The 22,676-nt window shown below is 49.5% G+C and carries 19 protein-coding genes and 1 pseudogene; 17 read left to right on the top strand and 3 right to left on the bottom strand.

The features are described 5' to 3' along the window. Positions 1–245 precede the first annotated feature (245 nt). Positions 246–1,097, top strand: coding sequence for a patatin family protein (locus tag M2133_RS04770; protein WP_277464850.1), 852 nt, complete (start codon positions 246–248; stop codon positions 1,095–1,097). Here M2133_RS04770 and thiC read toward each other — a convergent pair. Beyond that, the gene (thiC, locus tag M2133_RS04765; RefSeq protein WP_277464849.1) at positions 1,072–2,655 is read right to left on the bottom strand and encodes a phosphomethylpyrimidine synthase ThiC; all 1,584 of its coding nucleotides are present in this window, start codon (positions 2,653–2,655) and stop codon (positions 1,072–1,074) included. The two genes, M2133_RS04770 and thiC, sit on opposite strands and share 26 nt — an antisense overlap. 5 nt (positions 2,656–2,660) lie before the next feature. Next, positions 2,661–3,803, bottom strand: a complete 1,143-nt coding sequence (locus tag M2133_RS04760; protein ID WP_277464848.1) for an aldo/keto reductase — start codon at positions 3,801–3,803, stop codon at positions 2,661–2,663. Positions 3,804–3,988: 185 nt separating this feature from the next. On the opposite strand from M2133_RS04760, the gene M2133_RS04755 reads away from it, so the two are divergent. The 16 genes and pseudogenes from M2133_RS04755 to M2133_RS04680 all read left to right on the top strand — a co-directional run bounded on the left by M2133_RS04755 (position 3,989) and on the right by M2133_RS04680 (position 21,499). Further along, on the top strand, positions 3,989–4,351 hold the full coding sequence (locus M2133_RS04755; protein ID WP_277464847.1) for a hypothetical protein: 363 nt from the start codon (positions 3,989–3,991) through the stop codon (positions 4,349–4,351). Positions 4,352–4,512: 161 nt separating this feature from the next. Further along, positions 4,513–4,893 (top strand): LytTR family DNA-binding domain-containing protein, encoded by a 381-nt coding sequence (locus M2133_RS04750; RefSeq protein WP_277464846.1) that lies wholly within the window; start codon positions 4,513–4,515, stop codon positions 4,891–4,893. A 6-nt stretch (positions 4,894–4,899) separates the two neighbouring features. Next, positions 4,900–5,553, top strand: coding sequence for an FHA domain-containing protein (locus M2133_RS04745; RefSeq protein WP_277464845.1), 654 nt, complete (start codon positions 4,900–4,902; stop codon positions 5,551–5,553). Between the two features lie 129 nt (positions 5,554–5,682). After that, positions 5,683–5,922 (top strand): hypothetical protein, encoded by a 240-nt coding sequence (locus tag M2133_RS04740; RefSeq protein WP_277464844.1) that lies wholly within the window; start codon positions 5,683–5,685, stop codon positions 5,920–5,922. Further along, positions 5,919–6,431, top strand: a complete 513-nt coding sequence (locus tag M2133_RS04735) for an FHA domain-containing protein (protein ID WP_277464843.1) — start codon at positions 5,919–5,921, stop codon at positions 6,429–6,431. The genes M2133_RS04740 and M2133_RS04735 overlap by 4 nt, the downstream gene beginning before the upstream one ends. Before the next feature lie 12 nt (positions 6,432–6,443). Next, positions 6,444–7,247 (top strand): protein phosphatase 2C domain-containing protein, encoded by an 804-nt coding sequence (locus tag M2133_RS04730; RefSeq protein ID WP_277464842.1) that lies wholly within the window; start codon positions 6,444–6,446, stop codon positions 7,245–7,247. A 42-nt stretch (positions 7,248–7,289) separates the two neighbouring features. Further along, on the top strand, positions 7,290–9,107 hold the full coding sequence (locus M2133_RS04725) for a serine/threonine protein kinase (protein WP_277464841.1): 1,818 nt from the start codon (positions 7,290–7,292) through the stop codon (positions 9,105–9,107). 6 nt (positions 9,108–9,113) lie between these two features. After that, positions 9,114–10,085, top strand: coding sequence for a hypothetical protein (locus M2133_RS04720; RefSeq protein WP_277464840.1), 972 nt, complete (start codon positions 9,114–9,116; stop codon positions 10,083–10,085). Between the two features lie 13 nt (positions 10,086–10,098). Then, positions 10,099–12,279: a kelch repeat-containing protein gene (locus tag M2133_RS04715; RefSeq protein WP_277464839.1), complete on the top strand. Its 2,181-nt coding sequence runs from the start codon at positions 10,099–10,101 to the stop codon at positions 12,277–12,279. A gap of 5 nt (positions 12,280–12,284) precedes the next feature. Then, the gene (epsC, locus tag M2133_RS04710) at positions 12,285–13,169 is read left to right on the top strand and encodes a serine O-acetyltransferase EpsC (RefSeq protein ID WP_277464838.1); all 885 of its coding nucleotides are present in this window, start codon (positions 12,285–12,287) and stop codon (positions 13,167–13,169) included. 353 nt (positions 13,170–13,522) lie between these two features. Further along, the gene (locus M2133_RS04705; RefSeq protein WP_277464837.1) at positions 13,523–13,921 is read left to right on the top strand and encodes a (2Fe-2S) ferredoxin domain-containing protein; all 399 of its coding nucleotides are present in this window, start codon (positions 13,523–13,525) and stop codon (positions 13,919–13,921) included. Positions 13,922–13,942: 21 nt separating this feature from the next. Next, positions 13,943–15,733, top strand: a complete 1,791-nt coding sequence (locus M2133_RS04700) for an NADH-quinone oxidoreductase subunit NuoF (RefSeq protein WP_277464836.1) — start codon at positions 13,943–13,945, stop codon at positions 15,731–15,733. A 12-nt stretch (positions 15,734–15,745) separates the two neighbouring features. Next, positions 15,746–17,494, top strand: a pseudogene (locus M2133_RS04695) (NADH-dependent [FeFe] hydrogenase, group A6); the annotation flags it as partial. Next, entirely contained in the window at positions 17,468–17,974 is a 507-nt protein-coding gene (locus M2133_RS04690; protein ID WP_277465101.1) for an NAD(P)H-dependent oxidoreductase subunit E, read from the top strand. The pseudogene M2133_RS04695 and the gene M2133_RS04690, both read left to right, overlap by 27 nt. Before the next feature lie 117 nt (positions 17,975–18,091). Then, entirely contained in the window at positions 18,092–19,024 is a 933-nt protein-coding gene (locus M2133_RS04685; protein WP_277464835.1) for a UDP-glucuronic acid decarboxylase family protein, read from the top strand. A gap of 132 nt (positions 19,025–19,156) precedes the next feature. After that, positions 19,157–21,499, top strand: coding sequence for a UvrD-helicase domain-containing protein (locus tag M2133_RS04680; RefSeq protein WP_277464834.1), 2,343 nt, complete (start codon positions 19,157–19,159; stop codon positions 21,497–21,499). On the opposite strand, the gene M2133_RS04675 is transcribed toward M2133_RS04680, so the two are convergent. Beyond that, entirely contained in the window at positions 21,480–22,592 is a 1,113-nt protein-coding gene (locus M2133_RS04675; protein ID WP_277464833.1) for a 6-bladed beta-propeller, read from the bottom strand. The genes M2133_RS04680 and M2133_RS04675 overlap by 20 nt on opposite strands. Between the last annotated feature and the right edge of the window lie 84 nt (positions 22,593–22,676).

Genomic DNA, 22,676 nt, shown 5'->3' with positions numbered 1-22,676 from the left:
AATATGCGGATAAGTATGAAGTTATTGTAGCCCAGAAAGAAGATAAAAAATATATTCTGTTGATGCCGAAACGTTATATGCAAACCGCAAAGTCCGCTTTGATGTTATGCAATTAGCGGGGTCATCCAACAGGACATTTTTGTAAATAGACCCTTATTTATCGCTGATTTATTATATTTTTGTGGCCATTGTTCGATGTGAATCGAGCAGTGGCCTTTTGTTTTATCGGAGTTAGAAAATAGAATATGACAATAGACAGTAAAACAGGATTAGTATTGGAGGGTGGGGGAATGCGCTCCACTTTTACCGCCGGTGTGTTGGATGCGTTTATGGATCATCAGCTTTGGTTTCCTTATACCATCGGCGTATCGGCCGGTGCCAGCAATGGGATCTCGTATCATTCGCGCCAGCGGGGACGTGCTCGCTACAGTAATATCGATTTGATGGCCAAGCGCAACTATATCGGGCTGTCGCATTTCCTGAAAGGGCGGGGCTATATCGATATGGACTTCCTGTTCTATGAATATCCGGATACAATGTACCCGTTAGATCATGAGACCTGTTTTCGTTCGAAAGAACGTTTTGTGATGGTCACCAGCAATTGCCTGACGGGAAAGGCGGAGTATTTTGAAGAGCGGAAAGATTTGAAACGCCTGACGGATATCTGTAAAGCCTCCTGTACGATCCCGGTGATGTGCCCGATTACGTATGTCGACGGCATACCAATGGTCGACGGCGGCGTGTGCGATGCAATCCCTGTGCGCCGTGCCATCGAAGAAGGTTACGAAAAGAATGTGATCGTACTGACCCGCAACAAAGGCTACCGCAAGAAAGACAAAGATTTCAAACTGCCCGGTTTTATCTACCGCCAATATCCGGCCATCCGTGAACAATTAAAGAACAGGTACCGCCGCTATAACGAGATCCTGGATTATATCGACCGCCTGGAAGAAGAAGGAAAGGCCATCATTATTCGTCCGCAACAACCGATTGAAGTCGGAAGGACGGAAAAGAACCTGAAGAAACTGGAGGCTATTTATGCGGAAGGTTATGCCTGCGGCAAATCTTTTATCACAAATACCATTGGTTCTCTCTGATCCCGTTTTTCAGCGATTGATTAACCCGTTCGGGATCGATAGACAGATTGATCTCATCCTTCCGGCGTTTCTCAACAAACGCTTTGCATAAAGCATTGTCTCTGGCCTGCGCGCCCGGATGCCCCTTGGCGATATCCGCCGCATGAGCCGCAAGCTTATAACTGATGATGCTGTTCCGGTAATCCTCCTTATTCGGGCCGGCAATAAACTCACGCGGTATCACTCCGCCGATCAATGCCGCGCCCTGCCAGGCCATCTGGGTGGCACCGATAACCGATGTGATATGATCGTATCCGTGTCCGATATCGGTCGTTATGGGGCCATACGTAAAATAGGGAGCATGCTGACAGGCATATTGCTGTTCTTTGATGTTTTCGCTGATCTTGTTGATCGGCAGAAATCCGGGGCCTTCGATCATAACCTGCACGAAATGTTCCCAGGCTATCCGGGTCAATTGCCCTTTGGTATGCAGTTCCGCGAATTGCGCCCTGTCGTTCGCATCGTAGATCGAGCCCGACCGTAGCCCGTCACCAATCACCAGGGTGACATCATACGCTCTTAATAATTCACAGATCTCGTCGAAATGTGTATAGAGGAAATTCTCCTGATTCTGGATCTTCACCCACCGGGCGATAATGGCGCCTGCCCGGGAGGCTATCCCCGTCAGGCGGGGGAATGTCATGTCGATATAACTCCGCAGCATCGCCGCATGGATCACGAAAAAGTCTATCCCTTGTTCCGCCTGTTCGATCAGGGTATCCCGGTAGATCTCCCAATTCAACTCTTCCACCGAGCCGCCGGCCTTGTCTAATGCCTGAAACAAAGGCACGGAGCCGACCGGTATCGGGGAGTACCGGAGCAGTGTATGATGGGTTCCGGCGATATCCTCTGCCTGAAACGGACACATAAACGTATCGCTTCCCCATTTGCAATTGAGAATCATCTGTCCGATGCCTTCTTCTTTGTTTTTGAATGAAAAAAGATCCTGGAGGTTGGTATTGACTTTGACCCGGAATTTCCGGCCGATAATCATCGGTTCCGCTTCCGGATGGTTGATATTGGCCGGAATAACCGCCCGGCCTGCCGCAACCTCTTTGCGCACAAAGTCGGGGGTGATATACGATTTCAGGCCCAGGGCTTCCACCTGCTGGTTTTCCCGGATCGCAACATATTCCATCTCCGGAGTGACGATCCGCTTTTTGGCATAATACAATTGGGTGATGGCTTTGCCTTCTTTCGCTTTGTAGGTGGTAAAGTCGGAAGACGCCGCCGGATCGCACAACCGGATATCCTTACGCCGGCTGCACCATTCCTCCCGGATGCGGGGGATACCCGACGAATCGTCGGTTTCGATCAGCGGATCGGAATACGGCCCGCTGGTATCATACAAAACGACCGGATTATTCTTTTTGATGTGCCGGACGCCTTCGGCATCCACCGTCTCCGTGTCCGTGAGGTTGATCCGGCGCATGCCTACCAGTACTTTATTGATCGTTCCCGGCACATAGAGCTTCTCCGAAGCGGGATAAGCTATTTTTCTGTTTTTCTTTATTGTCATAAATTTTAACCCAATAATTCGACGGCCCGTTCCATGTTGCGGATCACGGGCACGGTGAACGGACATTTCTCTTCACAGCTGCCACAGGCGATGCAGTCCGCGCCATTCGACGTCAACGCCCGGTAATGCTGCTTGATGCTCGGCGGGATCTTTTCCGTATCCAACCGGGCGATATCGAGGTATTTATTGACCAACGCAATATCGATATCCACCGGGCAAGGCTGGCAGTGGTTGCAATACACACAACTTCCCGTGAGCTCACCCTGATAGCCACGCAGGATATCCATATAATCGCGCGCTTCGGCGGTAGTTTGCAGGTAGGCTACGGCTTCTTTCACCTGGGCGGCCGACTGGCAACCGATCATCGTACTCACCACTCCCGGGCGGGTCAGGGCGTAATGGATACACTGGGCAGGGGTCATCGCTTTTTTGAATGGCGAGTGTTCGGCCGATAACAACCGGCCTCCGCCGAAGGTTTTCATCACCGTAATGGCAATATGCTGCTGCTCGCAGTATTGATAAAGCGCGTTGCGCACCGGATCGATCGAGATATACTCTTGCTTTTCCAGTTCTTCGAAAGTATCCAACACATCTTTCTCCGGCGGCGTCATATCGAATGCCGGATTGATACTGAACATCATCAGGTCGACCACGCCCGTTTCCAATACCCTGCGCGCTACCCGTGGGTTATGCGAACTGGTGCCGATGGCGCGTATCACGCCTTTCTCTTTCAGATCCAGCGCATAGTCGATGATCCCATTGTCGCGGATTTGTTCGAACGCCTCGTCGGAGTCCATAAAAAATAACATGCCCACATCGATATAGTCTGTACCCAGGTTTTCCATCAGTCCTTCGAAATACCGTTTGCAGACATCCAGGTCCCGGCTCATATCGTATTTCTCGTTCAGATCGACCGAGCCGATATGTCCTTGTATAATCACGTCTTTGCGCCGGTCGCCCAATGCTTTCCCGATATTGCGGCGCACTTCCTCACCGGGCATAAACAAATCGATCATATTGATCTCCTGCTCCAAGGCAGCCTGTATGGTTTCTTCAACCACATTATAAGGCTTGCCATCCAGATGCTCCGTGCCTAACCCAATGACACTGGCCGACATCCCTGTATTTCCAATCTTCCGGTATTCCATTCTTATTGATTTATAGTTTCTATACGTTTACCCATTGCCCAGCAAAGGTAATGCAAAATACCCAAAAGCCGTTTGCCCAACGGTCCATTCTCTTTTGTCAAAAAAGACAGGATATAAAAGTGCTGATAACTGTCGACACTTGTGCCGATAACTGTCGGCACAAGTGCCGATAATTATCAGCACAAGTGTCGACAATTATCAGCACTTTTAAAACCCTGGGAAAAAGCGACAATTCAGTAAGCTTTGTCGGACAAGCAAAGGTGAGTTCAAAGGCCGGCAGCCTTTTCGAAATCCCTGCCGGCCTTTTGGAAAACTCCGGCAGCCTTTTGGAAAACTCCGGCAGCCTTTTGGAAAACTCCGGCGGCCTTTTCAATGGAGGAGGTCGCTTTTGTAGTCTGATGGAGAGTGTTAACAAATGCAAACGGCAAACAGTGGTAAACCGATCACCCAAACAGTTTTTCATTTTTTTACTTACATCATACAGGGATTTCAGTGGTCTACACCCTGTTATGGTATTGATTTACAATGATGTAAAAAATCCTGTATGATGCAAGTAAAAAAACGAAAAACACTGTTCGGAGGCGATTGGGGTCGTTTGCATTCCTTTGTGTCAAGTATTTTGAAACGTGAAGGTTCTTTATTTTGTTGGGTCGGGAAAATAATGTACTTTTGCTGATTGTTGAAAAGATTAACTGAATATTAAAACAGTATGGAGCGATACTTAATAATCAAGACGAGAGATGAGCTGTTGCGCATAAAGATCGGACAAATACTCTACTTTGAAGCAGATCGGAACTATACCAAATTACTTTTATCAACCGGAATACAGTTTACGTTTGCGATCAATATTGGAAAAATAGAGGAGATGCTCGAGCGGCAGGTGGCCGGTAGCAACGCCATTCTGATGCGTGTCGGGAAGAGTCATATCATTAATAAAAATCATATATTGCAGATTAATTTACCTAAACAACGGCTTTTGTTATTGTCGAACGAAGGGAAACCCCGGGAGTTGGTGATCTCGAAAGATCCTTTGAAAGTACTCAAAGAGACGCTTGAGAAGGAAATGGGTAAAAATGAAGAAAAAGAGTAAGAAAAGATGATCCGTATAGGAAAAGCAGACGACAATGATTTTGTGTTAAACGATCCCCATGTCAGCCGCTATCATGCCCGATTGATCCGCGAAGAGGGCACCTGGTTGCTGGAGGATCTTTCGTCGACTAACGGTACGTACGTCAATAATACCCAGATCAGCAAGAAGCGCATTACGTCCACCGATCAGATCCGTTTGGGCGACAGTTGCCATATCAGCCTTCCCGAGATCCTGAAAAGCAAGAATGATTACAGTGAAGAGTTCGCTATTTTGAAAGAAGTGTACGATCATTATGTTCAATCTAAGGTTAAGATTCAATCATCTAACCAATTCAAAATAAGACTAATGCAGTCTTTGCCTTTTGCGCTTCCGGGTGTGATCGGGGTGGTTTTAGGTTTTCTGGGCAAGGGCAGTTCGATATTGTTTGGCGCCAGCCTATTTATTGTGATCTGTGCCCCTGCGGTTGGGATTTACCTGGGAGCACGGCAGTCGGCTAAGGTGCCGCAGCAGTTGCAAGATCTTGTGAATCAGTTTAAAATAGATTATGTCTGTCCCAAATGCGGCACGTTCCTGGGCGAAATCCCCTGGGAATCTCTCCGCAACCGAAAAAGCTGTCCCGTCTCTTCCTGCCGCGCCAAATGGGCGGATGAGGAAGCCTGAGGGTTCGTAAGCTAAACCATGCCTTTTGTACAATAATACCAAGTCTTTGATTATAAGAAAGAATTCCCCGTTTATTAATCCATCGCTTTTCGTACTTTTGTTCCGATAATATTTAGTATACATAAAATTATGCACGAAGAGGAATACACATTCGTAACCATAGACAGCGATCAGGCCGACTGGTCGGATGCCGTTATCGTAGACTTGGATAACGACGATATGCTGTTGGACGCTGTGGTTATTGATGAAGGATTTGAGGGTGCGGATTTCATCACCCTGTCCGACGATACCATCATGTTGTCCGATGCAGATATGTTAGACATGTCGTCCGGTCTGGATTTAGACAGTTCTGATATCATTATTCTATGATTTCTGTCCGGTGTCCACATTGTCATGTCGGGTTGAAGGTTGACGAGGGGAAGCTTCCCCCCGGCATCTCTTCATTTAAATGCCCCAAATGCAAACAATCCATTCCCATCTCCATTCTCCGGGAGCAAAAACATGCCTATAGCGGTTCGGACACTACCCTGGTGCAGCCCTTAAAAACAGGTATGGGTCGCCTGACTGTCCTGGCCGACGGAGATACGCCCGAACAACTCTTACCCCTGCACGAAGGCATCACAATCATCGGCCGCAAGTCGGCTGCTTCGAACGCCACCCTCGGTATTGCTACCAACGACCGCTCGATGAGCCGGGAGCATATCCGCATCGAAGTAAAAAAAGATGCCAAAGGTGGATACAAACATTACCTTTCAGATAATAATAGTCGAAATCATACGTTATATAATAGCAGTTTCTTAGAAAAAGGTGAAGTAGTCGTACTGAACGATAACGACGAGATAGTTATTGGTCGTACGGTTATTCGCTTCAACGAATAAATCGTGCCTGTTATGAATATAACTATTGGTAAACCGTGTGCTATCAGTGAGAAAGGCGGTAGACTAAACAATGAGGATTCGATCTATCCCCAGCCCGAAACAGTTGCAGCCCATCAGCGGTTGTTTATCGTTTGCGACGGAGTAGGAGGAGCCGATAAAGGCGAAGTGGCCAGCAGTATGGCCTGCGAGTCCATTCAATCTTATTTTTCCACATTCCTGGAAGGTGAGCCCACGAAAGAGTTCATCCGCAAAGCTGTGCAGTATGCCGAAGCCCGCTTCGACGATTATATCGAACGGCATCCCGATGCCAAAGGCATGGCTACCACGTTGACGTTGGTCTATATCGGAGAATCGGGTGTTACCCTGGCGCATATCGGCGACAGCCGGATCTATCACCTGCGCGACGGGGTGATCCTGCATCAGACGGAAGACCATTCATTGGTCAACTCCCTGATCAAACTCGGAAAGATCACACCTGCTGAAGCGGCAACCCATCCACAGAAAAATATCATCCTCAAAGCCATCCTGGGAAAAGAACGTCCGGTGGAAGCCGAAGTCACGCTATTACGCGATATACAGGCGGGCGATGTGCTCTTTATGTGTACCGACGGCGTGTTGGAAACGCTTACCAATGAGACGCTTGCTCCCTTGTTTACGGCCGACCGCCCGGCGGATGTGATCAAAGACCGGTTGGTGGAATGTTGCAACGGACGGACACGGGATAACTTCTCCTTTTACATTATTCCCATTCACCAAGTGTACGACCATGGAGGAATCAAGCAAAATATCCTCTCTTTATTTTATTCTTTTATATAATTAATGTAATTTTGACCAATCAATGAAATTACGTTTGAACTTATGAATTTACCGAACGGACATCTTCTTCAAAAGGGTAAATATCGTCTTACACATGTCGTTGGTCAAGGGGGCTTTGGTATCACCTACAAAGGGGTGTGGTTTACCGAGGTAAAAGGCTCCTTGGGCACTGTGAAGACGGAGGTTCCGATAGCAATTAAAGAATATTTCTTTAAGGATTATTGTTATCGGGAAGAGGGTTCGTTGGCTGTAAAAGTACATTCGGAAACCGGTAAAAACATATTCGATAAGTTCAAAGAGAAATTGATCCACGAAGCCCGGATCCTTTCCGATGTGCATCATCCCAATATCGTCAATGTATTGGAAGTGTTTGAAGAAAACAATACTGCCTACATTGCGATGGAGTATATCTCCGGTCTTTCCCTGAAAGAGATGATGGAGCGCGAAGGGGTATTGCCGGAAGCCAAAGTCTTGAAATATGTACACCAGATCGGGGAGGCCCTGCAGTTTGTGCACGACAACAATATCCTTCATCTGGATATCAAACCCAGTAATATCCTGATCGACCGCCGGGACAATGCCCGCCTGATCGACTTCGGCGTAAGTAAACGCTACGATACGCCCCACCAGGAGACCAGCACAACGATGCTGACCCTCTCCAAAGGCTTTGCTTCGATCGAACAATACGATAACGAAGGCACACAAAGCTTCTCGCCCTATCCCGATGTGTATTCGCTGGGAGCAACGATGTATAATCTGCTTACCGGAAAGATCCCGACCGAATCGATCCTTCGGGCCACCCGCCCGTTGGCCCTGCCTACAGACCTGAATCCGGAGATCTCCGCTAAGACTGAAAAGGTGATCATCAAAGCGATGGAAGTGGTGCCGACCGATCGTTATCAGACCGTTAAGGAGATGATGGATGAGCTCGATCCGCCACCGGAAGAAAAGGCTCTGCCCGATGATAAGCCGGATGAATACTCACGCTTTTTCTCTTCGGCGGCAGGCGATACAACCTTGATCTATCCACTGGGGAATAGTAAATTGCCTATCGAAGACGAAAGCGAACAAACGCTGTTGAACGATCCGGTGGAAGAACCCCTTCCGGTCGAAAGAAAATATGGAAAAGTATATGCGTTGTTGCTGTCGGTACTTCTGGTATTGACACTTTCTGCTTTTGCGCTGGTCTTCTTCAGTAACAAAGGAAAAACAGTCGCACAGGAAGAAACGAAGACAGAGCTGCCGGAATTGAATCCTTCCCAAACAATCCCTGAACTGGATACTTCCGATGAGCGACAAACCGCTCAACCGACCGAAGAACCCGGCGAAACAGAAACCCAGCCGAACGAACAAACCGAAAACCGGGAACCGGTCAACACGCCGCAGCCGAACACTACGGTCCCCGTAAATGAACCGGTCGTTTCGCGTACGGAAGAACCGGAACCGGATCTGAATGCAACATTAGACTCCCTGATTGCATCTGGAAGAGAAAAGATGCAACGCGAAGAATTCAAAGCGGCGGAAGCCGATTTCCTGAAAGCGAGAGAACTTTCACCGGCCGATCATTTATTGGGCATGGTGATCAACGAAGCGGCCAGTAAAGCGAAAGAGAAAGAAATAGCCGAAAGGAAAGCATTATACGAAGAACGAATGCCCTTGGGTAGCCTGATTGTGGTGAGGCAAAAGTCGAGCTTACGCTTTGGCGCGATCAACGCGGAAGCCCTCGAAGTGATTCCCTGCAAGTACCTGTCGGCGGAAAGGGCGGAGGAAGGACTGGCATTTGTCCGTGAAGATGATCTCTTTGATATTTATAATTCAGAAGGTAAATTGGTTAAAGAAAGTGTGGCCAGTTTTAATTAGAACATTATGAAAAGATACATTGTCTTTTTCTTTATCATACTTTTTCCTCTCTGTCTGAAGGCGCAGCAATACGCCGAGTACAACAGAAAAGGGGATGAAGCCATGACAAAAAAAGATTATTACGATGCCCGGTTCTGGTATGGAGAAGGTGTCGAGTATTGCGATATGTATAGTATCCGGCAACTCACCACCATCTGGCTGGAGAATACATCCATGCGCTCTTCGATGCGGAATATCATGGGACGTTGTTATACCTGCCTGAGTACTTTGGCCGAGACTGACGATCTGACGGCAATCAGCCAACTGGCCTTGTTCTACCGCGAAGGGATCGGCACGGAAAAGAATGAGATGCAAGCCTTATCGTGGGAAGAACGAAAGAAGAACCTGGAGACGCCCCGGACCGATCCGGTCTACGGCTTGGAAAACAGACAAGTCAGTCGGCGCGACCCCATGCGTTTCTTTGCCGGTTATGCTTTCTCGACAGAGATGCCTTTCGGTATCACCATCGGAGGGATCCAGAACAAGATGGGATGGTATGCCCGCGTCCGTTCGAACTTCTCGTTTATGAATGCCGATAAGGAATGCGAACTGATCCGCAACGCGGAAGGGACGGAGATCTCCCATGTATTGGACACCGAGCAGGGGAAGACCTATTACGTCAACCAGGCGAAGAACAACAGAAAGAACAGCATTGCCGGGACCGCCGGCTTTATCTTTAGAACCACCTCCTGGCTGCACCTGTCGGTCGGAGCCGGTTATGGCGAACGCACGCTGTTGACTCCCTTTCTGGTGCGCGATAATCAGTTGATGACGGAAGAAGAAGAGATCTGGTGCAAGAACCGGACTTACTCGTACAAAGGAGCGATGGTGGAAGCCGATGCGATGGTTAGCTATAAGAACCTGTTCTTTAGCGTCGGTTGTCATACCATGAACTTTGACTATATAGATATAAATGCCGGCATAGGTGTGTTTTTCTAATTAAAGAACAAAGATGAAATTGATTCGAAATATCGTTTGCCTGATTATATGCTTCGTCACACTTCTTATAGGTTGTGCCGAAGATCCGAAGATGCCCGACAACCTGATCGGTGCATCCAAACCTACCTTGGCCTTTCTGGGCGATAGCTTAAACAGCCACCATATCACGGCAACCAAAGCAACGGTCTACGGCAAGATCGAAAGCGCCAACGGCACAAAAATTACGGAGAAAGGTTTCATTTGGTATAAAGAAGGGGAAGCCCTTCAATCTTCTTCTTCGGCTGTTACCGACGGAACGGACGGTGTTTTCTTTCTGACCATTGATAACCTGCAGGACGCCACGAACTATAGGGTACTGGCGTATGCAAAGAATGCGGTTGGCGAGAGTCAGACTACAGCGGAAGCGTTTTCGACCATCGCCGGTATCGTCAGGGTGAGGACATTGAGCGATCCGGTTGTCAGAGGCAATAGAGCGGTTGTGAAAGGGGAGATCACCGATCATGGCGAAGGACCGATCTTGGAGAAAGGCGTTAAGTACCGGAAAACAACCAGCCAGACGTATAGCGATCCGGTTGCGGCAAGAAGCGAAGACGGTAATACGTTTGAAACGGAAATAACCGGGCTGGAACCCAATACGGACTATTACGTCCGGGCGTATGTGAAAAACAACTTCGGCACGGCGGAAGGTGGAGATGTCAAGATCACGACAACAGACGGGAAGCCGTTGATCACGGAGCTTTTGATGCAGGAACGGGAAGAAACGTATGTTACTTTCAGTGCGAACGTGACGGATGAAGGAGATGCGCCGGTTACCTCGCGAGGTTTTGTCTACAGCCAGACGAAAGAAGGATTGGCCACTTCGGATTCTATTGTTTTTTCAGGCGAAGGAGGCGGACTATTCGCTGAACAAATCACGGACTTAGAACCGCAGAAACAGTATTATATTACCGCATTTGCTACGAATATGTACGGTACGGTAGGCAGTGATACACTGGCATTCACGTTGAGAAGCAATGCCCCGACAGTAGTCACCAATGCGATCAGCATACCGCGGAGTGGTACGTTGGATATGGGCGGGCGAGTGATCGATGCGGGGTACAATGCGACATTAACCAATTCGGGTATTGTTTATGCTACGACTCCCAACCCCTCGCTTGCCAACGCGACCGTAATGGAGTCGGGCTTTGAAGATATAAGCTTCCGGGTAGTGAACCGACGGGGCGGAACGACTTATTATGTGCGGGCTTATGCCACGAACAGTCGGGGAGAAACCTCGTATGGAGAAGAGCAAATGACGCTTACACCGCCGATTTACGGGGTGGAAACCACATTCCCCGCCGCCTATGTGATGGACGGCACATCCACCTACCTAAGCGTGCAGGAGAAAGGTAAAGGATACCTGATCGGAGGAAACCGAGGAGCTTCGTTGTCGCGCGAATGCTGGGAGTTTGATCCGGCAGACAATTCATGGAAGAACATGAGTTCCCCCGTTTCTTTACATATCGGTTTGAAAGGACACGCCTCTGTCTACAATGGAACGGTAGTGGTTACCTTCGGAGGAATTGATGACAATCAGCAGTTGACTAACAAAACTTATGCGCACATCTTTACGGAATGGCAGGAGATTGTTCCCAATAATGATCCGCCTTCTCCCCGTTACAATACGGCAGCTTCTTTTTATAATAACTCCATGTATGTCGTCGGTGGCATCGTCAGGAACGGAGAGACGGAAGAGGTGAGCAATGAAGTTTGGGACTTCCAGGTGTTCCCGGCGAACTGGCGGAGAAATCCGGATATGCCGGAAGCACAGTATGATGTATTGTCTTTTGTGCTTGAGAAAAACGATAGGAACTTATACGCCGGTCTGGGATTGACTGCGGTAGGCGATCCGACGAGTCACAGCAACCGCTTTTTCGTTTACCGGGACTCCGAACAGCAATGGACTGAATTGTCTCCTATGCCGGGAGGCAACAAAGCCGCCGGCGGAACGGTTATCGACGGAATCATCTATGTGGCCGATGAGCAGGGATACCTGCATAAGTATAATCCGGCCAATGATAGTTGGAGTACGATCACTGTCCGGATCCCGGTGGACTATCGGAAGATGCATTGTATGTTCGGCTTTAACCGGAATCCCAAAGTATATATCGGAGGCAACCAACTGATCTCTTACGACCCGGGATGGGATAACTAAAACGCATGGACCGAACAAAGATACTTGAGCAGATTCAACAGCATGTCCGGACTTTGTCGGCTGTGGACAATCCGGACTTTCATTCTATTCCTTTACACCGGAAGGTGTCGCCGGATGTCAATGCGCTGCGGGAAGTCATGCATCTGTTGCGCCTGGTCATCTTCCCCGGTTTCTTTGGGGCGGAGCAGGAAGCCCGGCCGGATACCATTTCGTATTATATGGGTGTCTACCTGGAAAAAATCTATGATCTTTTGCAGAAACAAATCTATTACGGTCTTTGCTTTGAAGCCGAGGAATGTTGTGACTCCAAAGAGAGAGCTTCGGAGATCACGCTTGCTTTTATCGATCAGATCGCGCGGATCAAACAGCTATTGTCGACCGATGTCAAAGCGATACTGGATGGCGATCCGGCGGCAACGAGCGTCAGTGAAGTGATCTTTTCCTATCCCGGCCTTTTGGCTATCTTCCATCAGCGGATCGCCCATGCCTTGTTGAAACTCGGCGTTCCCGTTATTCCCCGTATCATCACCGAGATGGCCCATTCCCAGACCGGGATCGATATTCATCCCGGAGCACAGATCGGCGAGTATTTCAGTATCGACCACGGTACGGGTGTGGTGATCGGTGAGACGACGGTTATCGGCAACCATGTCCGCCTCTACCAGGGAGTTACTTTAGGTGCAAAGAGTTTTACTTTGAATGAAGAAGGCTTACCCTTGAACACCCCCCGCCATCCGATCATTGAAGATCATGTGACGATCTATTCCAACGCCTCCGTCCTGGGACGGATCACGATTGGCGAAGGCTCCGTCGTTGGTGGTAACATCTGGCTCACCCACGACGTACCGCCCCATTCCAAAGTCCTACAAAGCCGCTACGGTACGGATTAATTTCCCCATCATATCCTTCTTTTTTCTCCTCTACGGTCTTTTTCTGCAAAGATCGAGCCCTTTTTTGCGTTAGAGGTACGTCTAAAATTATTTAGAGGTACCTCTAATTTTGTTTTGACGTACCTCTAAATTATTTTTGACGTACCTCTAAATTATTTTAGACGTACCTCTAACAAATTTTAGACGTACCTCTGGTGTTTTTTTTAAGCCACTCTTCTGATTTTTCCCTGCTGATCTCTTCCTTTTTTGGCCTGCATTTTTTCGATTGGAGATTACTGTTAAAAGAAAAAGAATGCGTATGTTTGCACTACGCGATTATAGATAGATTTTATAACCTTAAACGACTTACTAAAATGAATAAAGTGAAGACCCTCGACGATCTTCGCAAGATGCGGGAAGCCTTCCGCGCCGATACGGACTTGCGAGAGAAGAGTAACAATCCGGAACTGATGCCTCAGATAAAGGTGTCTATGGCTACTTGTGGTATTGCCTCCGGAGCAAAAGAAATCATGAACTATTTTATTGAAACATTAAACCGGCGGAAGATCGATGCCCTGGTTACTCAGACCGGATGCATGGGCTATTGCTATGCCGAGCCGACGGTGGAGATCACGCTGCCGGGAAAAGAACCCTTAGTTTTTGGCTATCTAACCAAAGAAAAAGCCGATGAACTGATTAATGAATACATCCACAAAGGCATACTGGTGGATGGGATCATGCCTATTACCTATGATGCTGTAAAGCCTGAATAAGAAGACTTAAACACAAATAAGATGACAACATTTACGGATTATATTCTGGTGTGCGCCGGCACGGGCTGCCGTGCCTCCCAAAGTGAACAGATTATTAGTTCCCTTAAATCAGCCGTATTGCAATATGGATTGCAGAAGCAGGTACAGGTCGTACGTACGGGCTGCTTCGGTTTTTGCGAGAAAGGGCCGATCGTTAAGATGGTGCCCGACAATACATTCTATGTACACGTAACCCCTTCCGATGCCGATGAGATCGTTCGCGAGCATCTGATCAAAGGACGTAAGGTAGAACGCCTGCTCTACGTCAATCCTGAAACGAAGCAACATATCGCCGACTCCAAGCACATGGGGTTCTACAAGAAACAATACCGCATCGCTTTGCGTAACTGCGGTTTTATCAATCCCGAGAATATCGATGAATACATCGCGCGCGACGGCTACGTTGCCTTAGGCAAAGCATTGACCGAGATGACACCGGAGACGGTGATCAAAGAAATCATCGATAGCGGCCTGCGGGGCCGGGGAGGGGGCGGATTCCCCACCGGATTGAAGTGGGACATCACCCGCAAAGTCGTGTCCGACCAGAAATATGTCGTTTGTAACGCCGACGAAGGCGACCCGGGTGCCTTTATGGACCGTTCTATCCTGGAAGGCGACCCGCACTCTATCCTTGAAGCAATGGCAATCAACGGTTATTGCACCGGAGCCGACAAAGGATTGATCTATATCCGTGCTGAGTATCCATTGGCTGTCGAACGATTGAAGATCGCTATTCAGCAGGCAACCGAATACGGGCTGTTGGGCGAGAATATCTTCGGCACCGACTTTTCGTTCCATATCGAGATCCGCTACGGCGCCGGCGCTTTCGTATGCGGCGAAGAAACGGCGTTGATCCACAGTATGGAAGGCCATCGGGGTGAAGCAACACTCAAACCGCCGTTCCCCAGCGAGGAAGGCTATAAAGGCTATCCGACGAACGTAAATAATGTAGAAACCTACGCCAATGTGCCCGTGATCCTCTTGAAAGGCGCCGAGTGGTTCGGCAGTATCGGCACACCGAAAAGCAAAGGCACGAAAGTATTCGCCCTGGCCGGAAAGGTGAACAATGTCGGACTGATCGAAGTACCGATGGGAACCACCCTGCGCGAAGTGATCTTCGGCATCGGTGGAGGAATAAAAGACGGTAAGAAGTTCAAAGCCGTACAGACCGGTGGCCCTTCGGGTGGCTGCTTGACGGAGAAACACCTCGACCTGCCTATCGACTACGATAACCTATTGGCAGCCGGTTCGATGATGGGCTCCGGCGGCATGATCGTGATGGACGAAGATGATTGTATGGTGGCTGTAGCTAAGTTCTACCTGGAGTTTACCGTCGAAGAGTCGTGCGGTAAATGTACGCCTTGCCGCGTGGGTAACAAGCGTATGCTGGAGATCTTAACCCGTCTGACTGAAGGCAAAGGAGAGATGGAAGACCTGCAGATGCTGAAAGACCTGGGAGCGGTGATCAAAGATACCGCGCTTTGCGGACTGGGACAGACATCGCCCAATCCGGTCCTCTCGACCATGGAACACTTCTGGGATGAATACATTGCGCATGTGAACAAGAGCTGTCCGTCGCATCAGTGTACGAAGCTGACGCAGTTCTATATCAACCCCGAGAACTGTAAAGGCTGTACGGTCTGTGCCCGGATCTGTCCGGTACATGCCATTATCGGCGAACGCAAAGTACCACACGTGATCAACTCGGCCGAGTGTATCCGTTGTGGCTCTTGTCTGGAGAAATGTAAGTTCAACGCCATTTATGTCATCTAAGTCTAAAGAATCATGGAAACAATCAAACTAATCATAGATACAAAACCTGTAGAAGTAGAAAAGGGAGCGACCATCCTGGACGCGGCCAAGAAGTTAGGGATTCGCATCCCGACGCTCTGCCACCTGAATCTGCATGAGTTTAATTATAAGAACGAACCGGCTGCCTGCCGCATCTGCGTGGTGGAAGTCGAAGGACGGCGCAACCTGGCTCCGGCCTGTAAGACGGCGTGTACGGAAGGTATGGTAGTCAAGACCTATAGCCCACGCGTAGTGAATGCCCGGCAAGTTGTGATGGAACTGATCCTGTCGAACCATCCGAGCGACTGTCTGATCTGTAGCAAGAACGAGAAGTGCGAACTGCAGACCGTGGCTTACGACCTGCACATGCGCAACGTACGCTACGAAGGCAAGAAGGTATCGAGCCGCAAAGACCGCTCGGTATCGATTGTGCGGGATATGAGTAAATGTATCATGTGCCGCCGTTGCGAGACGATGTGTAACTCCATCCAGACCGTGGGTGCGCTCTCGGCCGTGAACCGTGGGTTCGAGTCGACCGTGCAGACGGCGTTCGATAAAGATATTGCCGACAGTACCTGTACGTTCTGCGGCCAGTGTGTGGCGGTTTGCCCGGTGGGTGCACTGAGTGGCCGTAGCCATACGCAGTTCGTTTTGGATGCGATCGCCGATCCGACTAAAACAGTGATCGTACAGACCGCTCCGGCTGTACGTACGGCACTGGGTAATGACTTTGGATTCCTTCCCGGCTCGTTGGTGACCGGTAAGATGGTAACTGCCCTTCGCCTGTTGGGCTTCGACTATGTGTTCGACACCGACTTTGCTGCCGACCTGACGATCATGGAAGAAGGCACTGAGTTATTGGGCCGTTTGGGTAGCCACCTCAAGGGCGACAAAGAAGTGAAGCTGCCATTGATGACCAGTTGTTGTCCGGGATGGGTCAACTTTGTAGAGAAGAACTATCCCGATCAGAAAGAACACCTATCGACCGCCAAGAGTCCGCAGCAGATGTTCGGTTCGATCGCCAAGAGTTATTTTGCCGAGAAGTTGGGTATCAAACGGGAAGACCTGGTGGTTGTCTCCGTTATGCCTTGTCTGGCGAAGAAATACGAAGCCGGACGGCCGGAGTTCGCGGTGGATGGCAATCCCGATGTGGATGTATCGATCTATACCCGTGAATTGGCGCGCCTGATCCGCTATGCGAATATTGACTTCAAGAACCTGCCCGATAGTGACTTCGACCAACCCTTGGGCGAGTCTACCGGTGCATCGGTGATCTTCGGAGCAACCGGTGGCGTGATGGAAGCGGCATGCCGTACGGCATATGAAGTGCATACAAAGAAAACGCTCGAAGACGTGAACTTCGAATGCCTCCGCGGTTTGGATGGTGTGAAGACAGCAACGGTCGACTTCGACGGCATCCCTGTTAAACTGGCCATCGCCAGCGGCCTGGGTAACGCCCGCCAACTGATGGAAGAAGTGAAAAACGGCACCTCGCCTTACCATGCCATTGAGATCATGGCCTGTCCGGGCGGTTGTATCAACGGTGGCGGACAACCTTTCCATCACGGTGATATCGATGTGGTCAAACGGCGTGCCTCCGTCCTCTATCAGGAAGACCGGGATAAACCGCGGCGGAAGAGCCATGAGAATCCGTATATCGTCTCTTTGTATAAAGAATACCTGGGTGAGCCCTGTGGCCCGCTCTCGCATAAACTCCTGCATACGCATTACCACGACCGCCGTCCTCATCTGCCGAAGAACAAAGCTGATGAGTTGCTGGCGATCTGCGCCCGCTACAATAACGATCCGGGCGAACTGATCAATGTCTTGCACGCGACGCAGGGACTATTGGGTTATATCCCGAAGGAAGCACAGGAAGTGATTGCCTCCGGCCTGCAAATCCCTGTATCAAAGGTGTTTGGTGTGGTTTCATTCTATTCTTACTTCACGATGACGCCGAAAGGGAAATACCCGATCTCAGTTTGTATGGGAACGGCCTGTTACGTGCGCGGTGCGGAAAAAGTCTTGGATGAGTTCCAACGTCAATTGGATATCAAGGTAGGCGAGACAACAAAGGACGGCTTGTTCTCGATCGACTGCCTGCGTTGTGTCGGCGCTTGCGGTTTGGCTCCGGTAGCGATGATCGGCGACCGGGTGTACGGACGAGTCACACCGGAAAAGGTACGCGATATCCTAAGTGAATATTACACAAAAGAAGGATAGGAGAGTTGAAAATCCTATGTGGAAAGTGTATGTGTAAATAAAAAACTATACATTTGCACGAGAAAGGGGTAGGGAGGATCTCTACCCCGTGTAATTTGCTTGGTACAATATACTTCAATGAAACAGATCTTGATAACCGGGGGGGCCGGCTTCATTGGCTCTCATTTATGTGAACGATTACTCCAGGAAGGGAATGATGTGATATGTCTGGACAACTACTTTACAGGCTCAAAGGATAACATCATCCATCTCTTTAAAGATCCCCATTTCGAAATGATCCGTCACGATGTGACGATCCCTTATTTTGCCGAGGTAGACGAGATCTACAACCTGGCCTGTCCCGCCTCGCCGGTCTATTATCAGATCGATCCGATCCAGACCGTCAAGACTTCGGTGATGGGTGCGATCAATATGCTGGATCTGGCACGGCGTACTTCGGCGCGGGTGCTTCAGGCATCGACCAGTGAGGTGTATGGCGATCCGATCGTTCATCCGCAGGTCGAGTCGTATTGGGGCAATGTCAATCCCGTAGGGCCGCGCTCCTGCTACGATGAAGGCAAACGTTGTGCCGAGACGCTCTTTATGGACTATCACCGGCAGGGGAACCTGACCGTGAAGGTGGTGCGTATCTTTAATACCTACGGGCCGAAGATGAGTATCAACGACGGACGTGTAGTTTCCAATTATATTATGCAGGCGTTGCGCGGAAAAGACATCACCGTCTATGGCGATGGCTTGCAAACCCGCAGTTTCCAGTATGTCGACGACCTGGTAGAAGGCATGATCCGCATGATGCGCACCGATGATTCCTTTACCGGACCGGTCAATATCGGTAATCCGAATGAATTCACCATCCTCGAACTGGCACATCTGGTGATCCGCCTGACCGGAACTTCCTCCAAGATTGTCTATTGCCCGCTTCCCGGCGATGATCCCCGCCAACGCAAGCCCGACATCAGCCTGGCCAAAGAAAAGCTCGATGGCTGGCAACCCTCTATCCAACTGGAAGAAGGATTAAAGAAAACCATTGCTTATTTCAAATCGCTGTAAGCTTTTATAAGTAGTTAGTAGTTGGTAGTTAGTAGTTAGAAGAAATACCGCATTGCGGCGACTTACTACTAACTACCAACTACTAACTACTCTTTTTTTTGTACTTTTGTATCTTCTTTTAAAGTGCGAAGTATGGAAGAGTATCTCAAACAATTGAATGAAAGCCAACGGGCGGCGGTTACCTATACCGACGGCCCTTCTTTGGTGATTGCCGGCGCGGGCTCGGGAAAGACCCGGGTATTGACCTATAAGATCGCTTACCTGTTGAACAAAGGCATTCCGCCCTATGCGATCCTGGCGCTTACCTTTACCAATAAGGCGGCGCGGGAGATGAAAGAGCGTATCGCGACGATCGTAGGTGAACCGACAGCCCGCCGCCTGTGGATGGGCACGTTCCACTCGATCTTTGCCCGTATCCTTCGTTCGGAAGCCGAGTTTATCGGTTATCCTTCCCACTTCACGATCTACGATTCGGCCGACTCCAAGAGCCTGATCAAAGCGATTATCAAAGAGATGCAACTGGATGATAAACTCTATCGTCCCGGTATGGTGCAGAGTCGCATCTCCAACGCCAAGAACGCCTTGATCACCGCCCGCGCCTACGAACACAACAAAGACCTGGTCGAATACGATATCAAAGCGAAGGTGCCCCTGATCCGGGATGTCTATAAACGTTATGAGAGCCGGTGCCGACAGGCGGGAGCGATGGACTTCGATGACCTCCTGTTGCAAACCAATATCCTGTTTCGCGACCATCCGGCGGTATTGGATAAGTACCGCCAGTTCTTCCGCCATATCCTGGTGGATGAGTATCAAGACACGAACTTCGCCCAGCACCTGATCGTGCAACGCCTGAGCGAAGGGCACGGACAGCTCACCGTCGTGGGCGACGACGCGCAAAGTATCTACTCTTTCCGCGGGGCGAATATCGATAATATCCTGCAACTCAAACGCGTCTATCCCACGTGCCGCACCTTCAAACTGGAACGCAATTACCGCTCGACGCAAAACATCGTCAACGCGGCAAATAGCCTGATCCATAAGAACAAAGAACAGATCCACAAGACCGTCTATTCCGAAAAGGAGCAGGGCGATAAATTATTGGCTTTCTCGACCTATTCCGATTACGAAGAAGGTTATGCCGTGGCCTCGAAGATTGATGAGATGCGGCGGAAGCGGAACTATGAATATGCCGACTTTGCCATTCTCTATCGCACCAATGCGCAGTCGCGTATCCTCGAAGAGGCCTTGCGCAAGCGTGGTATTCCCTATAAGATCTATGGCGGACTGTCTTTCTATCAGCGGAAAGAGATCAAAGATGTGATTGCTTATTTCCGCCTGATTGTCAATCCGCACGACGAGGAAGCGCTCAAGCGCGTGATCAATTATCCTGCCCGGGGCATCGGCGATACGACGGTGGGCAAACTGATCGCGGCGGCCTCCGAACGGGGTGTCAGCCTCTGGTCCGTCCTGAAGGAGCCCTTGGAGTACGCCGTGAAGATCAATAACGGAACGGCACAGAAACTAAATACTTTCCGGGAGCTGATCGGGGAGTTTATCACCTATAGCCAGGAGAATCCGGCGGAAGAGACGGCGGCCCATATCGTGAAGCAAAGCGGCATCTATTCCTCTTTCCTGGTCGATCAATCGGTCGAAGGCATCAGCCGGCGGGAAAACCTCGAAGAGCTGTTGAAAGGTATTGCCGAGTTTGTGCAGATCCGCCGGGAAGAAGGGCTTGAAAGGGTGTCGATCGCCGATTTCCTTTCCGAAGTGGCCTTGTTGACCGATCAGGATAACGACAAAGAAGAGCAAGCCAATAAGGTTACGCTGATGACCGTGCACGCGGCGAAAGGCCTTGAGTTTCGGAATGTATTTGTGGTTGGCTTGGAAGAAGACCTCTTCCCTTCGATGATGGCGAAAGACAGTATGCGGGCGATCGAGGAGGAGCGGCGCCTGTTTTATGTGGCCATCACCCGGGCGGAAGAGAACTGTATCCTGTCGTATGCCAAGAGCCGTTTTCGCAACGGTAAGACCAGTGTCTGTTCGCCCAGCCGTTTCCTGCGGGATATCGATACACAATTTGTGGAACTGCCTGAAGATCCTGCCGCACGAGCGGATTCGTTCGACAGCGAAAGGGAACGCTACGGCGCCCGTCCGGCTTTCCAGTCGCCATTCCAGCAACGCCGCGCGGCAGAAGAGCCGGTTCAAATCGTTAAACCAACCCCTCCACCGGCGCGTATGCGTAAAGTAGAAGCTACAGCCTCACCAGCTTCCGCTTCATTACCCTCAGCTTCCCAAGCTGATGTTCATGGTTTGCAAGTCGGCACCCGCGTCAGCCACGACCGCTTCGGCGAAGGCGAAGTCACCGCCATCGAAGGCGAAGGCGGCAATGCCAAAGCTACGGTCGTATTCCAACACTTCGGACAAAAGCAGTTATTATTGAAGTTTGCGAAGCTTACAATCCTTTCACCTTGATGATTATGGGGTTCGCGTCTTCATCCATTTGAGAGGCGAACTGCCGGATCTGCTCAAACTTCTCGCCGTACGTGTCTTTCTGTTCCTGATGATTTAAGGAGAGTACCTGCTCTTTGAAATCTTCTGCCTGCATCCACATACTCATGGTACCGTCTTCTTCGATCTGCTGCGGGAAGAAGTTCACTCCTCCGTTCAGGTCGTTCACGATTCCTTTGTTGCCTATATTCTTCGTTTCCCCTGTTCTTTTATCAAAAAGAACATACTGGAAGTTGTCGCTGGCTCCCCAAATGAGTGTGATATACAGATAATTTTTATCTTCACATATACGATAAACCAAAAGCTTGGATGAAAGCTCCTCCATCTGCTGCTCTGAAAAACCGGCGGTATTCACTTCGCGCTTCATGTAACCCAACGAACAAACGGCATAGGTTTCGTTCGCTCCTTCGTTTGTGATGACCTTCAGCGTGTCATTGCCATAATCCATATAATGGATCCTGTCTTCATATTTGTAGAAAGGAATCGGACTGACGATCATGCCATTAAACGTGGACTCGATCGGAGAGGCATTCGGAATTTGTCTGATCACACGGCCGGATGTATCCATTTCGGCAAAAGAATAAATAGGCGAGGTGTCACCAACCTTTTTGAAAGTGCTGCCCAGATAGATCAGGAACTTATCCGGCCCTGTCATCAACCCGGTATATCCTCTGATGCTTTTGTCCTGAAAAGAGCGGGAGGTCATAAAGTCGGCCTGCTGGTCATAGACAATCATTTTACCGGATGTCAATAGATAGAGATGATGCGATGCGTCATCTTTGATCAGGGTATTGACGTAGTTGTAGTCCGCCGGGCCGGAACCTTTATTCCCGATCTTTTTGATGTGTTTACCTTCCGAAGTAAAGGCGTGAAGATGACTGAAATCAGTAACCAATAACTGATCGTTATAATAGAGGTACTGATGTACTCTCTTCAACAATATATCAGAAGAAGTTTCCAGCGGTATATAATCAATCTGTTTGGCTATCTCCGAAAGAGAGAACGGCTCTTCTTCCGCAAGGGCTTTTTCCAGGTCGATGGAATAAGGAGGTGTCAACCCTATTTCTTCCTTCTCTTTTTTTTCTTCCTTCTCTTTTTGTCCCTTTCCGGAACATGCTCCGAAAAAGAGACAAAAGAGAAA

Source organism: Parabacteroides sp. PF5-6 (genome assembly GCF_029504695.1).
GTDB lineage: Bacteria > Bacteroidota > Bacteroidia > Bacteroidales > Tannerellaceae > QVMG01.
This window is presented reverse-complemented; position numbering and strand designations above follow the sequence as displayed.